Source organism: Martinezella sp. CNPSo 3959 (genome assembly GCF_057784355.1).
In genome coordinates this window covers 17,229-32,329 of record NZ_JBXSOV010000020.1, presented here as the reverse complement: position 1 = coordinate 32,329, position 15,101 = coordinate 17,229, and the positions used below count along the sequence as shown (strand labels likewise).

16 protein-coding genes are annotated in these 15,101 nt (G+C 61.1%); 8 read left to right on the top strand and 8 right to left on the bottom strand.

All coding sequences use genetic code 11. From position 1 onward, the window contains the following. Window positions 1–16: 16 nt before the first annotated feature. Window positions 17–1,165, top strand: a complete 1,149-nt coding sequence (gene dgoD, locus AC13RE_RS27220; RefSeq protein WP_488565238.1) for a galactonate dehydratase — start codon at window positions 17–19, stop codon at window positions 1,163–1,165. Between the two features lie 427 nt (window positions 1,166–1,592). On the opposite strand, the gene AC13RE_RS27215 is transcribed toward dgoD, so the two are convergent. The 6 genes from AC13RE_RS27215 to AC13RE_RS27190 all read right to left on the bottom strand — a co-directional run bounded on the left by AC13RE_RS27215 (window position 1,593) and on the right by AC13RE_RS27190 (window position 5,821). Next, entirely contained in the window at window positions 1,593–2,309 is a 717-nt protein-coding gene (locus tag AC13RE_RS27215; RefSeq protein WP_488565237.1) for a Bax inhibitor-1/YccA family protein, read from the bottom strand. Window positions 2,310–2,331: 22 nt separating this feature from the next. Next, window positions 2,332–3,102, bottom strand: a complete 771-nt coding sequence (locus AC13RE_RS27210; protein WP_488565236.1) for an anti-sigma factor family protein — start codon at window positions 3,100–3,102, stop codon at window positions 2,332–2,334. Beyond that, the gene (locus AC13RE_RS27205; RefSeq protein WP_015341246.1) at window positions 3,089–3,628 is read right to left on the bottom strand and encodes a sigma-70 family RNA polymerase sigma factor; all 540 of its coding nucleotides are present in this window, start codon (window positions 3,626–3,628) and stop codon (window positions 3,089–3,091) included. Before AC13RE_RS27205 ends, AC13RE_RS27210 begins: the two co-directional genes overlap by 14 nt. Window positions 3,629–3,693: 65 nt before the next feature. After that, window positions 3,694–4,617 carry a bestrophin family protein gene (locus AC13RE_RS27200; protein WP_132717649.1) on the bottom strand — a complete coding sequence of 308 codons (924 nt, stop codon included), beginning with the start codon at window positions 4,615–4,617 and terminating at the stop codon, window positions 3,694–3,696. Window positions 4,618–4,741: 124 nt separating this feature from the next. Continuing rightward, on the bottom strand, window positions 4,742–5,494 hold the full coding sequence (gene msrA / locus AC13RE_RS27195; protein ID WP_488565235.1) for a peptide-methionine (S)-S-oxide reductase MsrA: 753 nt from the start codon (window positions 5,492–5,494) through the stop codon (window positions 4,742–4,744). Between the two features lie 117 nt (window positions 5,495–5,611). After that, on the bottom strand, window positions 5,612–5,821 hold the full coding sequence (locus AC13RE_RS27190) for a SlyX family protein (RefSeq protein WP_132717651.1): 210 nt from the start codon (window positions 5,819–5,821) through the stop codon (window positions 5,612–5,614). A 236-nt stretch (window positions 5,822–6,057) separates the two neighbouring features. On the opposite strand from AC13RE_RS27190, the gene AC13RE_RS27185 reads away from it, so the two are divergent. Genes AC13RE_RS27185 through AC13RE_RS27165 form a run of 5 tightly spaced genes read left to right on the top strand, consistent with a single transcriptional unit; the run spans window position 6,058 to window position 11,098 of the window. Further along, window positions 6,058–6,891: a metallophosphoesterase family protein gene (locus tag AC13RE_RS27185; protein ID WP_488565234.1), complete on the top strand. Its 834-nt coding sequence runs from the start codon at window positions 6,058–6,060 to the stop codon at window positions 6,889–6,891. Then, complete coding sequence (locus AC13RE_RS27180; RefSeq protein WP_488565233.1) at window positions 6,888–8,051, top strand: ABC transporter ATP-binding protein; 1,164 nt, start codon at window positions 6,888–6,890, stop codon at window positions 8,049–8,051. Before AC13RE_RS27185 ends, AC13RE_RS27180 begins: the two co-directional genes overlap by 4 nt. After that, window positions 8,044–8,967, top strand: a complete 924-nt coding sequence (locus AC13RE_RS27175) for a carbohydrate ABC transporter permease (RefSeq protein WP_488565232.1) — start codon at window positions 8,044–8,046, stop codon at window positions 8,965–8,967. Before AC13RE_RS27180 ends, AC13RE_RS27175 begins: the two co-directional genes overlap by 8 nt. Further along, window positions 8,964–9,800, top strand: a complete 837-nt coding sequence (locus AC13RE_RS27170; protein ID WP_488565231.1) for a carbohydrate ABC transporter permease — start codon at window positions 8,964–8,966, stop codon at window positions 9,798–9,800. Before AC13RE_RS27175 ends, AC13RE_RS27170 begins: the two co-directional genes overlap by 4 nt. 32 nt (window positions 9,801–9,832) lie before the next feature. Continuing rightward, window positions 9,833–11,098, top strand: coding sequence for an ABC transporter substrate-binding protein (locus tag AC13RE_RS27165; RefSeq protein WP_488565230.1), 1,266 nt, complete (start codon window positions 9,833–9,835; stop codon window positions 11,096–11,098). 70 nt (window positions 11,099–11,168) lie between these two features. Here the strand turns inward: AC13RE_RS27165 and AC13RE_RS27160 are convergent, their stop codons facing one another. Next, complete coding sequence (locus tag AC13RE_RS27160) at window positions 11,169–12,152, bottom strand: substrate-binding domain-containing protein (protein WP_488565229.1); 984 nt, start codon at window positions 12,150–12,152, stop codon at window positions 11,169–11,171. A 250-nt stretch (window positions 12,153–12,402) separates the two neighbouring features. Between AC13RE_RS27160 and AC13RE_RS27155 the strand changes: the two genes are divergently transcribed. After that, on the top strand, window positions 12,403–13,317 hold the full coding sequence (locus AC13RE_RS27155) for a 3-hydroxyacyl-CoA dehydrogenase (RefSeq protein ID WP_488565228.1): 915 nt from the start codon (window positions 12,403–12,405) through the stop codon (window positions 13,315–13,317). 35 nt (window positions 13,318–13,352) lie between these two features. Here AC13RE_RS27155 and AC13RE_RS27150 read toward each other — a convergent pair whose 3' ends face one another. Beyond that, window positions 13,353–13,808 carry a MarR family winged helix-turn-helix transcriptional regulator gene (locus AC13RE_RS27150; RefSeq protein ID WP_488565227.1) on the bottom strand — a complete coding sequence of 152 codons (456 nt, stop codon included), beginning with the start codon at window positions 13,806–13,808 and terminating at the stop codon, window positions 13,353–13,355. 74 nt (window positions 13,809–13,882) lie between these two features. Here AC13RE_RS27150 and AC13RE_RS27145 point away from each other — a divergent pair, with 74 nt between their 5' ends. Further along, a complete protein-coding gene (locus AC13RE_RS27145) occupies window positions 13,883–15,043 on the top strand; it encodes an FAD-dependent oxidoreductase (RefSeq protein WP_488565226.1) in 1,161 nt (386 codons plus the stop codon). Window positions 15,044–15,101: the final 58 nt, after the last annotated feature.

The following is a 15,101-nucleotide window of genomic DNA, read 5'->3' as shown; positions in this document are numbered from 1 at the left end:
AAACGGAATCATTCCCATGAAAATCACCAAGCTCACGACCTATATCGTTCCCCCGCGCTGGCTGTTCCTGAAGATCGAGACCGATGAAGGCATCGTCGGCTGGGGTGAGCCCGTGGTCGAGGGCCGTGCACTGACCGTACAGGCGGCCGTGCACGAGCTGGAAGATTATCTGATCGGCAAGGATCCGTTCCTGATCGAAGATCACTGGAACGTCATGTACCGCGCCGGCTTCTATCGCGGCGGCGCCGTCCATATGTCGGCCCTCGCCGGCATCGACCAGGCGCTCTGGGACATCAAGGGCAAGGCGCTGGGACAGCCGATCCATTCGCTGCTCGGCGGCCAGGTGCGCGACAAGATCAAGGTCTATTCCTGGATCGGCGGCGACCGTCCCTCGGACGTTGCCAACAATGCCAAGGACGTCGTCGCCCGCGGCTTCAAGGCGATCAAGCTCAATGGCTGCGAGGAAATGCAGATCGTCGACACCTATGACAAGGTGGAGAAGGCTGTAGAAACCATCGCCACCATCCGCGAGGCGATCGGCCCCTATATCGGCATCGGCGTCGATTTCCACGGTCGCGTCCATCGGCCGATGGCCAAGGTGCTCGCCAAGGAGCTCGAGCCCTACAAGCTGCTCTTCATCGAAGAGCCGGTGCTGTCGGAAAACCGCGAGGCGCTGAAGGAAATCGCCAATCATTGCTCGACGCCGATCGCGCTCGGCGAACGCCTTTATTCGCGCTGGGATTTCAAGTCGGTGCTGTCGGACGGCTATGTCGACATTCTGCAGCCCGACCTGTCGCACGCCGGCGGTATCACCGAGTGCCGCAAGATCGCGGCCATGGCGGAAGCCTATGACGTGGCACTTGCCCCGCATTGCCCGCTCGGCCCGATCGCGCTTGCCGCCTGCCTGCAGGTCGATGCCGTCAGCTACAATGCCTTCATCCAGGAACAGAGCCTCGGCATCCACTACAACAAGGGCAATGACATCCTCGACTACATCTCCAACAAAGAGGTGTTTCAGTATGCCGACGGCTTCGTTTCGATCCCGCAGGGTCCCGGCCTCGGCATCGAGGTCGACGAAACCTATGTCATCGAGCGCGCCAAGGAAGGCCATCGCTGGCGCAACCCGGTCTGGCGCCACGAGGATGGCAGCGTCGCCGAATGGTAAGACCACGCCTGTCTCCTGACGGACGAGAAATCGCATATCTTCAATGATAAAAGGCCCGATGGCAGCAGATCTGCGCTATCGGGCCTTTTCTTTAGAGCAGTTCCAGCAAAAGTGCGAAGCGGTTTTGCGTCCGGAACGGCGTAAAAACAAGAAGATAGAGCGTTTTCGCGATTCGAAGAAAAGCGGAAATGCTCTAGACGGCGCTCTCTTAATCCGGCGCCCTCCCATTTGCCGCCAGGCGGCGAATAGCGCGGCACATCCGGTGTGCCGCTCTCCTCAAAAAAGTTGCGCCTGCAGTATCGGCGCAGATACTGCAGGCGCGTCATGCGTCTCAACAAGCCCCCAGGGAGACGCATTCCCGGAGCATGATCACCAAAGGCGTGGAGTGCCCTTTAGCTCAGACCATGCTCAAGCAGGCAATTTCAAACTACTCCCGCTCGCCGGTGAAGTTCAGCAGCAGCTGGAAGATGTTGACGAAGTTCAGGTAGAGCGACAGGGCACCGAAGACGGCAAGCTTCTGCTGCGATTCCTGATCGTAGTTTTCGGCGTACTGTTCCTTGATGTTCTGCGTATCCCAGGCGGTCAGACCGACGAAGACCACGATACCGATGACCGAGATGGCGAACTGCAGCGCGCTCGAGCCCAGGAAGATATTGACGATGCTGGCGATGATCACACCGAACAGACCCATCATCAGGAACGAGCCGATGTTGGAAAGGTCACGCTTCGTCGTATAGCCGTAGAGGCTGGTCGCGCCGAACATGGACGCGGCAATGAAGAAGGTGCGCGCAATGCTCGTACCGGTGAAGACCAGGAAGACCGAGGCCAGCGACAAGCCCATGACCGCGCAGAAGGCCCAGAACATCATCTGCGCCGTTCCCGCCGACATCGACTGGATGCGGAACGAGAAGAAGAACACGAAGGCAAGCGGCGCTAGCATGACAACCCACTTCAGCGGGCTCTGGAAGATCGGCACATAGAGCGCCGGCGTCGTGCCGACGATCAGCGCGACGATTCCCGTCACGACGAGGCCGATACCCATATAGTTGTAGACGCGCAGCATATGCCGGCGCAGCCCTTCGTCGAAGAGCGCCTGAGAGCCGGCGGCGGCTCCGTAGCCGTATCGCGGATTGGTCGGGTTCATGGTCGTTCTCCTTTAATCCAAACTAGTAGAGGCTGCGGGCAAGCTTTTCGGCATCGCCGTCAAGCTGACCCGCCTTGCCATTGCCGATCAGCGCATAGGCGACTTCGCCAATCTGCCAGTAGGCAGCCTGGACATCGTCACGCTTGATGTGACTGACATCCTGGACGGCGAAATTGCCCGGACGAACGGCAAACAGTGACAAATGTCCGTCTTCGCCGGCATCGACCATCATTTCGACGCTCGGACCGAATTCGGACGGATAGATTTGCGTATCGGTGACACGCCAGCCACCCGGCAGCTCCGGCAATATGATTGCCGTCGATGCGCGGATTTCATCCGGATTGTAATTTGCAGCCACCGACTGCGGCTTGATCTCTTCGCGCATAGCGGTCGTCTGGTAGGCACGCACTGCATCGTCGACGAAGGCCGGTGGACGTGTTGACGCACTAACCTCGCTCGCCGTGAAGGCGCCGAAGGACGTATGTGCAACCCAGCCGGTGGTCACCAGCACGGCGATGGCGGCGATACGCTGAAACGAGCCTAGCACGCGGCCATAGGCCAGCCCGCGCTCCAGCCGCCGTGCGGCTTCCCGCGTTTCCGCCCGGACCACATGGCCTTCTCCGGCCAGAGCCATGCGCAGCTCGCCGCGGATGCTCATGTCAGCCATCACCTTCGCGGCAATCTCCGGATGCTCCGAAAGATAGGATTCCACCTCGACACGGCGCGCAAGCGTGAGCTCGCCGTCGACATAGGCGTCGAGATCGGTATCGATGATCGGATCAACGATTTTCATTGCCACCTCCCTCGATAAGCCTGAGATGCGAAACCTTGGAGGCGGTCTCCTCGAAACTACGAAGCGTCGCGCGAGCCCGGGCAATGCGGGACATCAGCGTGCCGACGGGAATGCCAAGCGCTGATGCCGCCTCCTGATAGGAGAGGTCCTCGATCGCCACGAGATGTAGCGCCTCACGCTGCTCCTCGGGCAGACTGAAGAAAGCTTCGCGGACCTGGTTCAGGCGAACCGTGTGATCCTGCGATGCCGGCAACGCCGTTTCGAGGTCGGCCGCCGCCTCCTCGTGACGACGGCTCAGCGACTTTTTCTGGCGCAGGCGGTCGATATGCACATTGTGCAGGATCGATAGCAGCCAGGTGCGCAGATTGCCGTCGCGCCTGAACGATGCCTTACGCTCATAGGCCTTGACCAGTGCGTCATGCACCAGATCCTCGGCCTCGTCCGCATTGCGCACGAGCGAGCGGGCATAGCGTCTCAGCGAACCGAGCTGCCCCAAAACATCGAATGTGCGTCCTTTGCGTTCCATACACCTATATACGGAAGCACTCCGGATTCTATTCCATCGCCCGGCGAATATTTTTTGCTGATTTTTTACATCAGCAGGAAATCTTTGGGCTGCGGCAATGGCGGCAGGTCGGTTTCCCCAAGCGCTTCGCGCAGATTGATCTCGATCGTATCGGCAAGCGCGCCGATGGCGAGCGCATTGGGGCGCTTGCCGAAAGGGTCTTCCAGTTCGTCGCCCAGCGCATCCAGACCGAAGAAGGTGTAGGCGATGAGTGCCGTAACAAAGGGCGAGCCCCAGCCGAGCGTATCGACATAACCGAAAGGCAGCAGGAAACAGAAGAGATAGGCAGTGCGATGCAGAAGCAGCGTGTAGCCGAAGGGCAGCGGCGTGTTGCGCAGCCGCTCGCAGGCCGCCTGCACCGCACCCATCTGGCCGATGCTGATATCCAGCATCTGATATTGGATATCCGAAATCGCGCCCGATGCTTTCAGCCGCGCGAGATCGGCGGACATGAGACGCAGAATGAGATCGGGCTTGTTGCGGGCCGCGTGATAGAATTCCGCCTCGCTCGGGGTCAGCAGCCGTAGCACCTTGCTCTCGTCGCTGCCGGGCCGCAGAAGACAGACGAGCGCCTGTGTGAAGGCGATGGTCAGGCGCAGCAGGTTATTGCGCGCCTCGATACCGGCCTCCCCTGCACTCTCCAGCACCAGCGTCTGCCGGGCGAAGCCGCGCGCGAGATGGACGAGCTGCCCCCAGTCACGCCTGCCCTCCCACCAACGATCGTAGCAGGCATTATTGCGGAAACCGAGGAAGATCGAGAGGGCGATGCCGAGCAGCGAAAGCGCTGATCCGTTAAAGGAAACAATGAGGTTCGGCCGAGCCTCATGACCCCAGACGATCAGCACCGATAACAAAAAGATGGCGATGATCTGCGGCAGGATGCGCCGGATGATCGACCCGCGGACGATGAAGAAAAGCTGGAAGAGATTCGGCCGGTCGCGGACGATCATGACGAAACGCACTCTCGATGAATGTCTGACGGCGCAGCAATACACCAGACGAGCCGGGAGTAACGAGCATTTCTTGCACGGCGGCCCTGACCGGCTGATATCGTTCGCCGGTCAGGGCCGGCCATCATTTCACACTGGCGCTTGCCGTCACCAGAACCGGGTCGGCGCGATAGTCGCCGGGAAAGAGATGTTGCAGGTTCTTGATCTTGGGCAGGTCGTTGATGACGATATAGGGATAGGTCGGATGCGTCGTCAGGAAATCCTGATGATAGGCCTCGGCCGCATAGAATTGCCGCGCAGGCTCGATCTTGGTGACAACAGCCGCATCGAAGACCTTGGCGTGGTTGAGCTGCTCGATATAGGCCTTGGCGATATCAGCTTGCGACTGGCTGGTCGGGAAGATGGCCGAACGATATTGCGTGCCGGTATCCGGCCCCTGATAGTTCAGCTCCGTCGGATCATGCGCCACCGAGAAATAGATCTGTAGTAGATGCCCGTAGCTGATCTTACGGGGATCGAAGACGATACGCACGGATTCGGCATGGCCGGTATCACCTGCGCTTACCATTTCATAATGAGCCGCGTCCTTGCTGCCGCCCGTATAGCCCGAAGTCGCGCTGATCACGCCATTGACGTGCTGAAAGACGCCCTGGACGCCCCAGAAGCAGCCGCCGGCAAGCACCGCTGTTTCCGTGCTGGCGGTAATCGCTTTTTCATCCATACTCGGCGCGGGAATGACGCGTGCATCCTCGGCCGAAGCGCGGCCGACAAATTGCAACGCAACGCCGCCGAGCAATACCGCGATCGCCGTAAAGCCGGCCAAGCGGGTGACGCGCGCTGAATAAATGCGGATCGTGTTCTTCGATAAAATCTTCATGGTGATTTCCTCTCGACCGCGATTGTAAATGCCACAGTCACAAGGAAATACGGGAAGACGGGCATTTTTGTTACACACGCCCGCGTGCAACACCGAAACGTGAACGCCGGACGCAGCTCAGTAGTGCGGCGGCTTGGTAATGGCCGGTGCGTCGAGCGACTGCTCCTCCAGCGTCAGAAACCGCTCGGTCAGCCGGTCCAGCTTCTGCCTGGTCTGCTCGACTACCTTCCATTGCTCGGCGAGCTGATCGGAAAGCTCCTCGATCGTCTTGGCCTGGTAGGCGACCGTTTCCTCAAGTTTGGTGATGCGGCTCTCTTCGTCTGACATGTCTGATCCCTTTCGCAACGATCTACAGCACCGGTACCGTCGCGTACAGCCCTTCCATTCCGCATAAGGCGAGCTGCAGCGTCGTTTGACGGAAATGTGACAAAACTGAAAAACAGCTGAAAAGACCCGTTACCTAAATGACATGGCGGCCTTCTAAAGAGAGCGCAGAGACGCGCCGGTTTTGAAGGCTATTCCTTCCGCGGGCGCACCCTTTCTGAAGACTGCGGAGAAGCGCCTTGAAGATCATCCAGATCACCGACACGCATTTGAGCCCCAACAAGCCGCATTTCAACGGCAATTGGGAGCCGCTGGCGAAATGGATCGAGGCAAGCGGCGCCGATCTCGTCGTTCATACCGGCGACCTCAGCGTCGATGGTGCCGACAAGGACGAAGATCTCCTCTTTTCCATGGATCTGATGCGCCAGATTTCCGTGCCGATGCTGATCGTGCCCGGCAACCACGATGTCGGCCACTTGCCCGGCTCCTATCAGCCCGTCAGTCCGGAGCGGCTGGACCGCTGGCGTCGCCTCGTCGGTCCGGACTACTGGGCTAAGGATATCAGCAATTGGCGCCTGATCGGCCTCAACAGCCTCCTGATGGGCTTCGAGGACGCCGAGGAGCAGAAGCAGTTCGACTGGCTGCAGGATATGCTCGAGAGCCGTGGCGAGCGCCGCATTGCTCTCTTTGCCCATAAGCCGCTCTTCGTCGATGCGCCCGATGAGGGCGATACCGGCTACTGGAGCGTTCGTCCGGCACAGCGCCGCCGGCTCTATGATCTGATCGCGGCCCATGACGTGGCTCTCTTCGGCAGCGGCCACCTGCACTGGACCTGGGAAGGCCGCTTCAACGATACCAACCTGGTCTGGGCACCGCCCGCAGCCTTCATCCTCGGCGAGATGGAGCGCGAAATGCCGGGCGAACGCCTGATCGGTGCAGCGATTCACGAACTTGGCGAGACGGTCTCGACCGAACTCGTCGCCGTTCCCGGCATGACCGCCTACTTCCTCGATGACGTCGTCCTGGAAGTCTATCCGCAGGCCGCCCCCAAGGCAAAGGAGCCGACCGAATGAGTGCGCTTTCGCTTCGCGGCATCGCCAAATCCTTCGGCGGCAACGCCATTCTCAAGGGCGTCGATCTCGATGTCCAACCCGGTGAGTTCATTGCGCTCGTCGGCCCGTCCGGCTGCGGCAAGAGCACGCTGCTGCGCATCCTCGCCGGCCTCGATCATGCCGACAGCGGCGAAATCATCCTCGGCGGCAGCGACGTTTCCGGCGTCGCGGCGGCGGACCGCAACATCGCCATGGTCTTCCAGTCCTACGCACTCTATCCACATCTGACGGCCTCGGAAAACATCGCGGTGCCGCTCGCCATGCGCCGCCTGTCGCGTGTCCAGCGCCTGCCCTTCATCGGCTCGCTGATCCCCGGCCAGCGCGCGGCCCGCACCGGTATCATCCGCGACGTCCGCGAAATGGCCGTCTCGCTGAAGATCGATCACCTGCTCGACCGCAAGCCCGGGCAGATGTCCGGCGGCCAGCGTCAGCGCGTGGCGCTTGCCCGTGCCATGGTGCGCCGTCCCGCCGTCTTCCTGATGGACGAACCGCTTTCCAATCTCGATGCCAATCTGCGCGTCCATGCCCGCGGCGAAATCGTCGATCTGCACCGCCGCGCCGGCGTGCCGACTGTCTACGTCACCCATGATCAGGCCGAGGCGCTGTCGATGGCCGATCGTGTCGCCGTCATGATCGGCGGTCAGCTGCTGCAGCTTGCCTCTCCTCAGACGATCTATGACGACCCGGCCCATGTCGAGGTCGCCCGTTTTGTCGGGCAGCCGCGCATCAACCTTTTGCCGGCGCTCGCCGAAAACGGCATCGTCGCGTTCGGTGGCATCCGGCTTGCGCTGGAGGACGGCAGTATTGCCGGCAGTAATGTCACCCTCGGCATCCGTCCGGAATTCGTGCAGCTCTCTCAGGGCCGCCAGGATGCGCTCGCCGCCCATATCGAGCGGATGGAGTTCCTCGGCTCCGAAGTCATCCTCTACGCCAAGCTCGATGCCATCGGCGAGACCATGGTCGTCAAGCTCTCGCCGGCCGAAGCTGCCGGCCTTTCCGCCGGCATGCCCGTTGCGCTGACGCTCATGGCCCAACAGGCGATGGTCTTCGCTGAAGACGGTCGCCGTTTGCGCGCGAGCCCGTCGACGGTCGACGCCACGCGGGAGAAGGCGCATGGCTAGCATCGCTGCCACCTCCCTGCCGATGCAGGCGGCCGCGGCCCGCGAGCGAAGCGAGGCCCGCACGGCCCTGCTCTTCGCCCTGCCCGCCATCATCCTGATCGTGCTCTTTATCATCGTGCCGATCGTCGCCGTCGTCGTGCTCGGCTTCACCGACTTCCAGCTCGGCGACAAGAGCCTGCGCTTCGTCGCCTTCGAAAACTATGCGCATCTGCTGCGTGACCGCGCCTTCGTAAAGTCACTCTGGAACACGGCGACCTATACCGCCATCGTCGCGCCGGTCTCGATCGCGCTCGGCCTCGGCGTCGCATTGCTGATCGAGAGCGAAGGCATCGGCCGCAGCTTTTTCCGCACGGCCTACTTCCTGCCCGTTGCCTCGCTGATCGTCGCGATGGCGACTGTCTGGCAGTATCTCTTCCACCCCACCATCGGCCCGATCAACGCGCTGCTCGGCGAGATCGGCGTGCATGGCCCAAACTGGCTCGGTTCGTCGGCAACAGCGCTCTACAGCCTGTCGATCATCGGTGTCTGGCAGTCGGTCGGCTTCAACATGGTGTTGTTCCTCGCCGGCCTAACGGCCATCCCGCGCGAGCTTTATGCCGCAGCCGAAGTTGACGGCGCGAAATCGGCATGGGACCGCTTCTGGCTCGTCACCTGGCCGATGCTCGGGCCGACGACGCTGTTCGTGACCACCATCAGCATCATCAATGCGGTGAAGGTCTTCGACACCGTAAGGGTCTTGACCGAAGGCGGGCCGAACCATGCCTCGGAAGTCCTGCTCTTCACCATCTACCAGGAAGGCTTCGTCTATCTCCGGGTCGGCTATGCCTCGGCGATGACCACGGTGTTCCTCGCCATCCTCGTGGTGCTGACCTTCCTGCAATATCGCGTCCAAGACCGGCAGGTGCATTACACATGACCTCGACAGGCTTCACTCCCGGCCGCATCCTGCGCCTCTCTCTGCTGATCCTGGGCTCGCTCATCTTCCTCGCGCCCTACATCTTCATGATCTCGACCGCCGGCAAGGCGCAAGACGATATCTTCACCTCAGCCCTGAAGCTGATCCCGACGCATTTCTATTACGTCGAGAACATCGCCAAGGCGCTGAGCAAGGTTGACATGGGTACGCTGCTGTTCAACGGCGTCCTCGTCTGCGGCCTGATCTTCTTCTTCCAGGTGCTGATCGCCATCCCCTGCGCCTATGCCATGGCGAAGCTGAAATTCCCGGCGGCGCGCACGATGATGGTGCTGGTCATGCTCGGCCTGCTGGTCCCGATCCATGCGACGGCGCTGCCGCTCTATGTCGGCTTCAACAGCTTGTCGCTGCTGAACAGCTATACGGCTCTCGTCGCACCCTTCTCGATCTCGGTCTTCGCGATCTTCATGTTCCTGCAGTTCTTCCGTTCCATGCCCGACGATCTGATCCATGCCGCCCGCCTCGACGGCATGTCGGAAATCGGCATCGTCGCCCGCGTCATCGTGCCGAATGCCTGGCCGGCAGTCACCGCCTTTGCGATCTTCTCGGTCGTCGCGCACTGGAACGACCTCTACTGGCCGCTGATCGTCATCACCAAGCAGGAATATTTCACGCCGCCGCTGGGCCTCATGTATTTCCGCGCCGCCGAAGCCGGCGACGACTACGGCGCACTCATGGCGGCAACCCTGATCATCACCCTTCCCCTCGTCGCGGCGTTCCTTCTGGCACAGAAGCGTTTCGTCGAGGGCATCACCATGACCGGTCTCAAAGGCTGATCGGTTCGAAATTCGACAACGGAGAACGAGCGATGAAGCATATCACCCAGATTCTCGCCGCTGCGGCCATTTCTATGGTCGTGACGGTCCCGGCCTATGCCGAAACCACCCTGACGGTTCATTATCCCATGCCGGGTTTCTTCAAGAACGTGATGGACACGATCTCGAAGAAGTTCATGGAAGAAAATCCCGACATCAAGATCCAGTTCGCTGCTCCTTCGGCCACCTATGAGGAAGGCATCCAGACCATCCTGCGCCAGGCCGGCACCAGCGAAATGCCGGATGTCACCTTCATCGGCCTCAACCGCCTGCGCATGATCGACGAGCGCAACGTCGCCGTCGACCTCGGCCCTCTCGTCAAGAAAGAGGGCAATATGGCCGAGAAGGGCTTCTCGGACACGATCCTGAAGCTCGCCCAGGTCAAGGGCAAGCAGGTCGGCCTCGCCTTCGCGACATCCAACCCGATCATGTACTACAACGCCGACCTGGTGAAGGCTGCCGGCGGCAACCCGGACAACCCGCCGAAGACCTGGGATGAGGTCATTGCGCTCGCCGGCAAGATCAAGGCGCTCGGCAACGGCGTCGATGGCATGGACTTCCGCTGGCAGGGTGACGACTGGATGTTCTCCGCCCTCCTCTTCGGCGCCGGCGGTAAGATGCTGAACGACGACGAAAGCAAGGTTGCCTTCAACGGTCCCGAGGGCCAGAAGGCTGTCGAACTGATCCAGCGCTTCGTCAAGGAAGGCGGCATGCCGGTCTTCACCAAGGCTGCCGGCGAGCAGGCCTTCGCTGCCGGCAAGGTCGGTTTCGAATTCCAGACGACCGGTGCTCTCGTCAACACCATCAAGAATGTCGGCGCCAAGTTCGATCTGCGCACCGCCAAGCTGCCGCTGATCGACCCGGTCAACGGCCGCCTGCCGACAGGCGGCAACGCCGTCGTCATCCTGACTCATGATCCGGTCAAGGAAGAAGCCGCCTGGAAATTCGCCAAGTTCGCCGCCGGCCCCTATGGCGCCTCGGTCGTCGTTCCCGGCACCGGCTATGTTCCGAACAACGAGCTTGCCGCCAAGTCGGCCGAATATCTCGGTGACTTCTACAAGAAGAACCCGCTGTTCCAGGCTGGCCTCAGCCAGATGTCGATCATGGTTCCCTGGTATGCCTTCCCGGGCGCCAACGGCGTCAAGGTCACGCAGACCATCGTCGACAATCTCTCGCGCATTGTCGATGGTTCGGCCGCTCCGAAGGAAGCGCTCGATGATGCCGCTTCGGACATCGAAGGCCTGCTGCCGCGCAGCTGATCTTTCGGACCGATTTGAACAATCCGCGCCGCCTCCCAACAAGAGGCGGCGTTTTCATTCGCAGGCAGGGTCAGCATTGAATGGCAAGGTCGCGCACTGTACCGCCCGCACGCATCCGATAGGGTACGGTCAGATGACGCGGCGGCGCGGCATTTTCAGCCATATCGAGCAGCAACGAGGCGGCAGCCGCCCCCATGGTTCCATCCGGAATTTCCACCGTCGTCAGGGACACTTCACCCAGAAAACCGAGGGAAATCCCGTCAAAGCCGGCGACCGAAATATCGCGCGGAATCGAAAAACCCTGACGCCGAAGCGCGCCCATGACACCGAGCGCCAGAAGATCGTTGGAAGCAATGATCGCTGTCGGGTCGAACCGCGAAATCGCATCCGAAAGATCGAGCTGTTCCAGGCTGTTCACGAAGGAAATTTCGAGCACATCGAGGGGCTGTTGCCCCGCCGCTTCCATCGCCCTGATATAGCCGAGATGGCGCAGCTTGGCCCGATCCGACGCGGAGAAGTGGCCTGATATGAACAGGATGCGGCGATGACCCTTGCCTAGGAGGTGATCGGTCAGATCCCGGCCCGCGCCGAAATTATCGGTCGCGACCGCGGCGGTAAAGCGGGCGGTCGGCAGGTTACCGAGCAATACGGTCGGCGGCAGGGCGGAGGACAGAACAAGACTGCGCTCGGGATCGCAGAGCGTCAGGATCAACCCAGTCGGCTGCTGCTGGAGCAGCGAGGCGACGGCATCGACCTCCTGTGCCGGATCGTAATTTGATTGCGCGATCAGCACGCTGTGCCCCGCGTGAAGAGCTCGGTTCTGGATGCTGGAAAGCGAAGCCGCGAAAACCGGATTGGTGATGCTCGGAATGAGCACGCCGATCGCCGGCCGCCCGGTGCCGTTACGCCCACCTGCCCGATAGCCGAGCTCCGCCGCCGCCCGGCGCACGCGCCGTACCATCTCGTCGCTGACCGGACCGCTGCGATTCATGACCCGGCTGGCGGTCGCAACCGAACAGCCGGCGCGAAAGGCGATCTGCTGGAGCGTCGACATGATATCAATCACCTCCGGCTTCGGTTTCAGCCCTGGACTGGCGCAGTCTTATGGAAATGTCCGGGATTTATATCAGGCCGATGACACTTATTTGACAGCCCTCCCCGCACACCGCGACATTCCGGCCCTTGATCTTTGCTGCAGCGCAGCAGATGCTCGTCCGATCGCAGCGGCGAATGATGCTGTCATCAACCGATGCCATGATTGCCGCGCTGTGATCCGCAGATCCGCCCCTCGAAAGGATGCTCTCATGTCAGAAGCACGGACGCCTGCCACCACCAACGACAAGACCGAAAGACTGTTTTTCCTCGATATCAACGACGGACGAATCCTCTCCTCCGCCATCGACGGCACCGATTTGAAGCTCATCGTCCAGCGGGCGGGCCGCAGCCCCGACGGCATTCTCGTCGACAGCGAGAACGGCTGGATCTACTGGACCGAAATGGGCAACGACTACAACGCCCATGACGGCTCCATCGAGCGCATGGACCTCGACGGCGGCAACCATATCACGCTGATTCCGCCGGGCAGCACGCTCGTCACGCCGAAGCAGATCCAGTTCGACCGCGACAACGGCAAGCTCTATTGGTGCGACCGCGAAGGCATGCGCGTCATGCGCGCCAATATCGATGGCAGCAACATCGAAACTCTGGTGCAGAACGGCGACAGCCCGGGAGACAGCGCCGATATCGAACGCTGGTGCGTCGGCATCGCCCTCGACCTGCCGCTCGGCCAGATCTACTGGACCCAGAAAGGGCCGCCGGATGCCGGCCTCGGCCGCATCTTCCGTGCCGGCATCAATATCCCGGCCGGCGAAACCGCAACAAACCGCAGCGATATCGAAATTCTGCTGGATAAGCTGCCGGAACCGATCGATCTTGAGCTGGATCTCGCCACCCGCACGATCTACTGGACGGACCGTGGCAATCTCCCCCGCGGAAATACCGTCAACCGCGCAGCGATGGACGATATCGCCGCAACGTCCGAAGTGGTCCTCGAAGGTCTGGACGAAGGCATCGGCCTCTCGCTCGATCTACCCAACAACCGCATGTTCTTCACCGACATCGGCGGCAATCTCTATTCCGCAAGCCTCGATGGTTCAGGCGAGCGCGAGCTGCTGCACCATGCCGGCTCCTTTACGGGGATTGTTTACGCCGAAACCTGAGTAGCGGATCGATGTAGGCGCGCAGGCAGGCGCGTCTACATCCCATCCTCGTCTGCCACCATCCGATCCAGATTCTGGTTCAGCCGGCGCATCAGTTGAACCAGCGCCTGAACTTCATCGGCGCTGAAGCCCGAAAGAACCTGCTCTCGCCCCTCCTCCAGAGCCTGGCGCGCAGCCGGGAGCTTGGCAACTGCCGCATCCGTCAGTGATATGAGGCTACTGCGGCCATCGGCCGGATCAGGCGTGCGCCGGATCAATCCGTCCCGCTCCATCCGCGCCAGCATCTGCGCCATTGATGGCTGCTCGATCTTGGCAAATTTCGCCAAATCCTTCTGCGACATCTGCGCCCCATTCCGAAGCAGATACAGCACCGGCAGCTGGCCGATGTTGAAACCTAGCGCCTTCACCCGCCGCTCGCCCAGTCGCGAAAAGGCGCGCGCCGCCATGTTGATCAGCGGCGCCGGCGTATCGAACAAATCCCAATCTGTCATTTCCCCATCACTTGAATAGGTACCTATATTAATTTATATAGGCACCTATGTACAAAATTATGAGAGCACTGTCCATGAGATCTTATCCCCGCATTGCCATTATCGGCGCCGGGCCCGGTGGCCTGACGCTGGCCCGCATCCTCCACCAGGCCGGCGTGCCGAAGACCGTTTTCGAACGGGAAGAACATGCCCTTGCCCGGCCGCAGGGCGGCACGCTCGACCTGCATGTCGAATCCGGCCAACTGGCGATGCACCGCGCCGGCCTCTACGAAGAATTCCTGCAGATCGCACGCTATGAAGACCAAGGAAGCCGACTCTACGCCAAAGACGGCACGCTTATCTTTGCGGATGACGATGCTGAGACATCCGACCGGCCGGAGGTAGATCGCACGGCGTTGCGGCAAACGCTGCTCGCCTCCCTGCCGGCTGAAACCGTCCGTTGGAACCATGCTCTGCGTGAGGTGCGTCCGCTCGACGACGGCACATACGAGCTGCTCTTCGAAAGCGGCACGGCCGGTCCCTTCGATCTCGTTGTGGGCGCCGATGGCAGCTGGTCCAAGGTCAGACCGCTGGTGTCGTCGTACCGCCCTCAATATAGCGGCATCACCTTCATCGAATTCGGCATCGACGATGTCGACGCGAGTCACCCCGATCTTGCGACCCTCGTCGGCCGCGGCAAGATCAGCGTCGAGGCCGACGGACGTGGCCTGATCGTCCAGCGCAACGGCAACGCCCATCTGCGCGCCTATGCGATCTTTCGCGTGCCGGCCGACTGGGCCGAGAAAACCTTCGACTTTGCAAAACCGGCAAAGGCTCGCGCACGGCTTGCCGCCGAATTCGAAGGCTGGGCGCCGGAAATCGTCGGCCTTATCGAAGCCGGCAACGACCATATCGTCCCGCGGCCGATCCATGCGCTGCCGGTCGGCCACCATTGGCAAAATCGAATCGGCATCACACTTCTCGGCGATGCCGCGCATGTCATGTCGCCCTTTGGCGGCGAGGGCGTCAATATGGCCATGTTGGATGCCGCGGAGCTTGGCCGTCAGCTTCTCGAAAACGATGACTGGAAAGGCGCCGTCAAAGCCTATGAAGCAGAGATGTTCGAACGCGTCGTCGCGGCGGCCGAAGATGCTGCGGAAGCCGTCGCCACAGAACTCTCCCATCTCGGCGCGGAACTCTCCCTTCAACATTACCAGGCGCATCTCGACGCCCGTCTTCAAGGCTCCGCCGCCTAGAACAGCGCAAAGAAAAAGCGGGCCAAGATGGCCCGCTCCAAGGATATTATTCCATCCC

Coding starts and splice junctions, on each gene's coding strand:
- dgoD (WP_488565238.1), top strand. CDS start 17: ATGAAAATCACCAAGCTCACGACCTATATCGTTCCCCCGCGCTGGCTG.
- AC13RE_RS27215 (WP_488565237.1), bottom strand. CDS start 2,309: ATGAACCCGACCAATCCGCGATACGGCTACGGAGCCGCCGCCGGCTCT.
- AC13RE_RS27210 (WP_488565236.1), bottom strand. CDS start 3,102: ATGAAAATCGTTGATCCGATCATCGATACCGATCTCGACGCCTATGTC.
- AC13RE_RS27205 (WP_015341246.1), bottom strand. CDS start 3,628: ATGGAACGCAAAGGACGCACATTCGATGTTTTGGGGCAGCTCGGTTCG.
- AC13RE_RS27200 (WP_132717649.1), bottom strand. CDS start 4,617: ATGATCGTCCGCGACCGGCCGAATCTCTTCCAGCTTTTCTTCATCGTC.
- msrA (WP_488565235.1), bottom strand. CDS start 5,494: ATGAAGATTTTATCGAAGAACACGATCCGCATTTATTCAGCGCGCGTC.
- AC13RE_RS27190 (WP_132717651.1), bottom strand. CDS start 5,821: ATGTCAGACGAAGAGAGCCGCATCACCAAACTTGAGGAAACGGTCGCC.
- AC13RE_RS27180 (WP_488565233.1), top strand. CDS start 6,888: ATGAGTGCGCTTTCGCTTCGCGGCATCGCCAAATCCTTCGGCGGCAAC.
- AC13RE_RS27175 (WP_488565232.1), top strand. CDS start 8,044: ATGGCTAGCATCGCTGCCACCTCCCTGCCGATGCAGGCGGCCGCGGCC.
- AC13RE_RS27170 (WP_488565231.1), top strand. CDS start 8,964: ATGACCTCGACAGGCTTCACTCCCGGCCGCATCCTGCGCCTCTCTCTG.
- AC13RE_RS27165 (WP_488565230.1), top strand. CDS start 9,833: ATGAAGCATATCACCCAGATTCTCGCCGCTGCGGCCATTTCTATGGTC.
- AC13RE_RS27160 (WP_488565229.1), bottom strand. CDS start 12,152: ATGTCGACGCTCCAGCAGATCGCCTTTCGCGCCGGCTGTTCGGTTGCG.
- AC13RE_RS27155 (WP_488565228.1), top strand. CDS start 12,403: ATGTCAGAAGCACGGACGCCTGCCACCACCAACGACAAGACCGAAAGA.
- AC13RE_RS27150 (WP_488565227.1), bottom strand. CDS start 13,808: ATGACAGATTGGGATTTGTTCGATACGCCGGCGCCGCTGATCAACATG.
- AC13RE_RS27145 (WP_488565226.1), top strand. CDS start 13,883: ATGAGATCTTATCCCCGCATTGCCATTATCGGCGCCGGGCCCGGTGGC.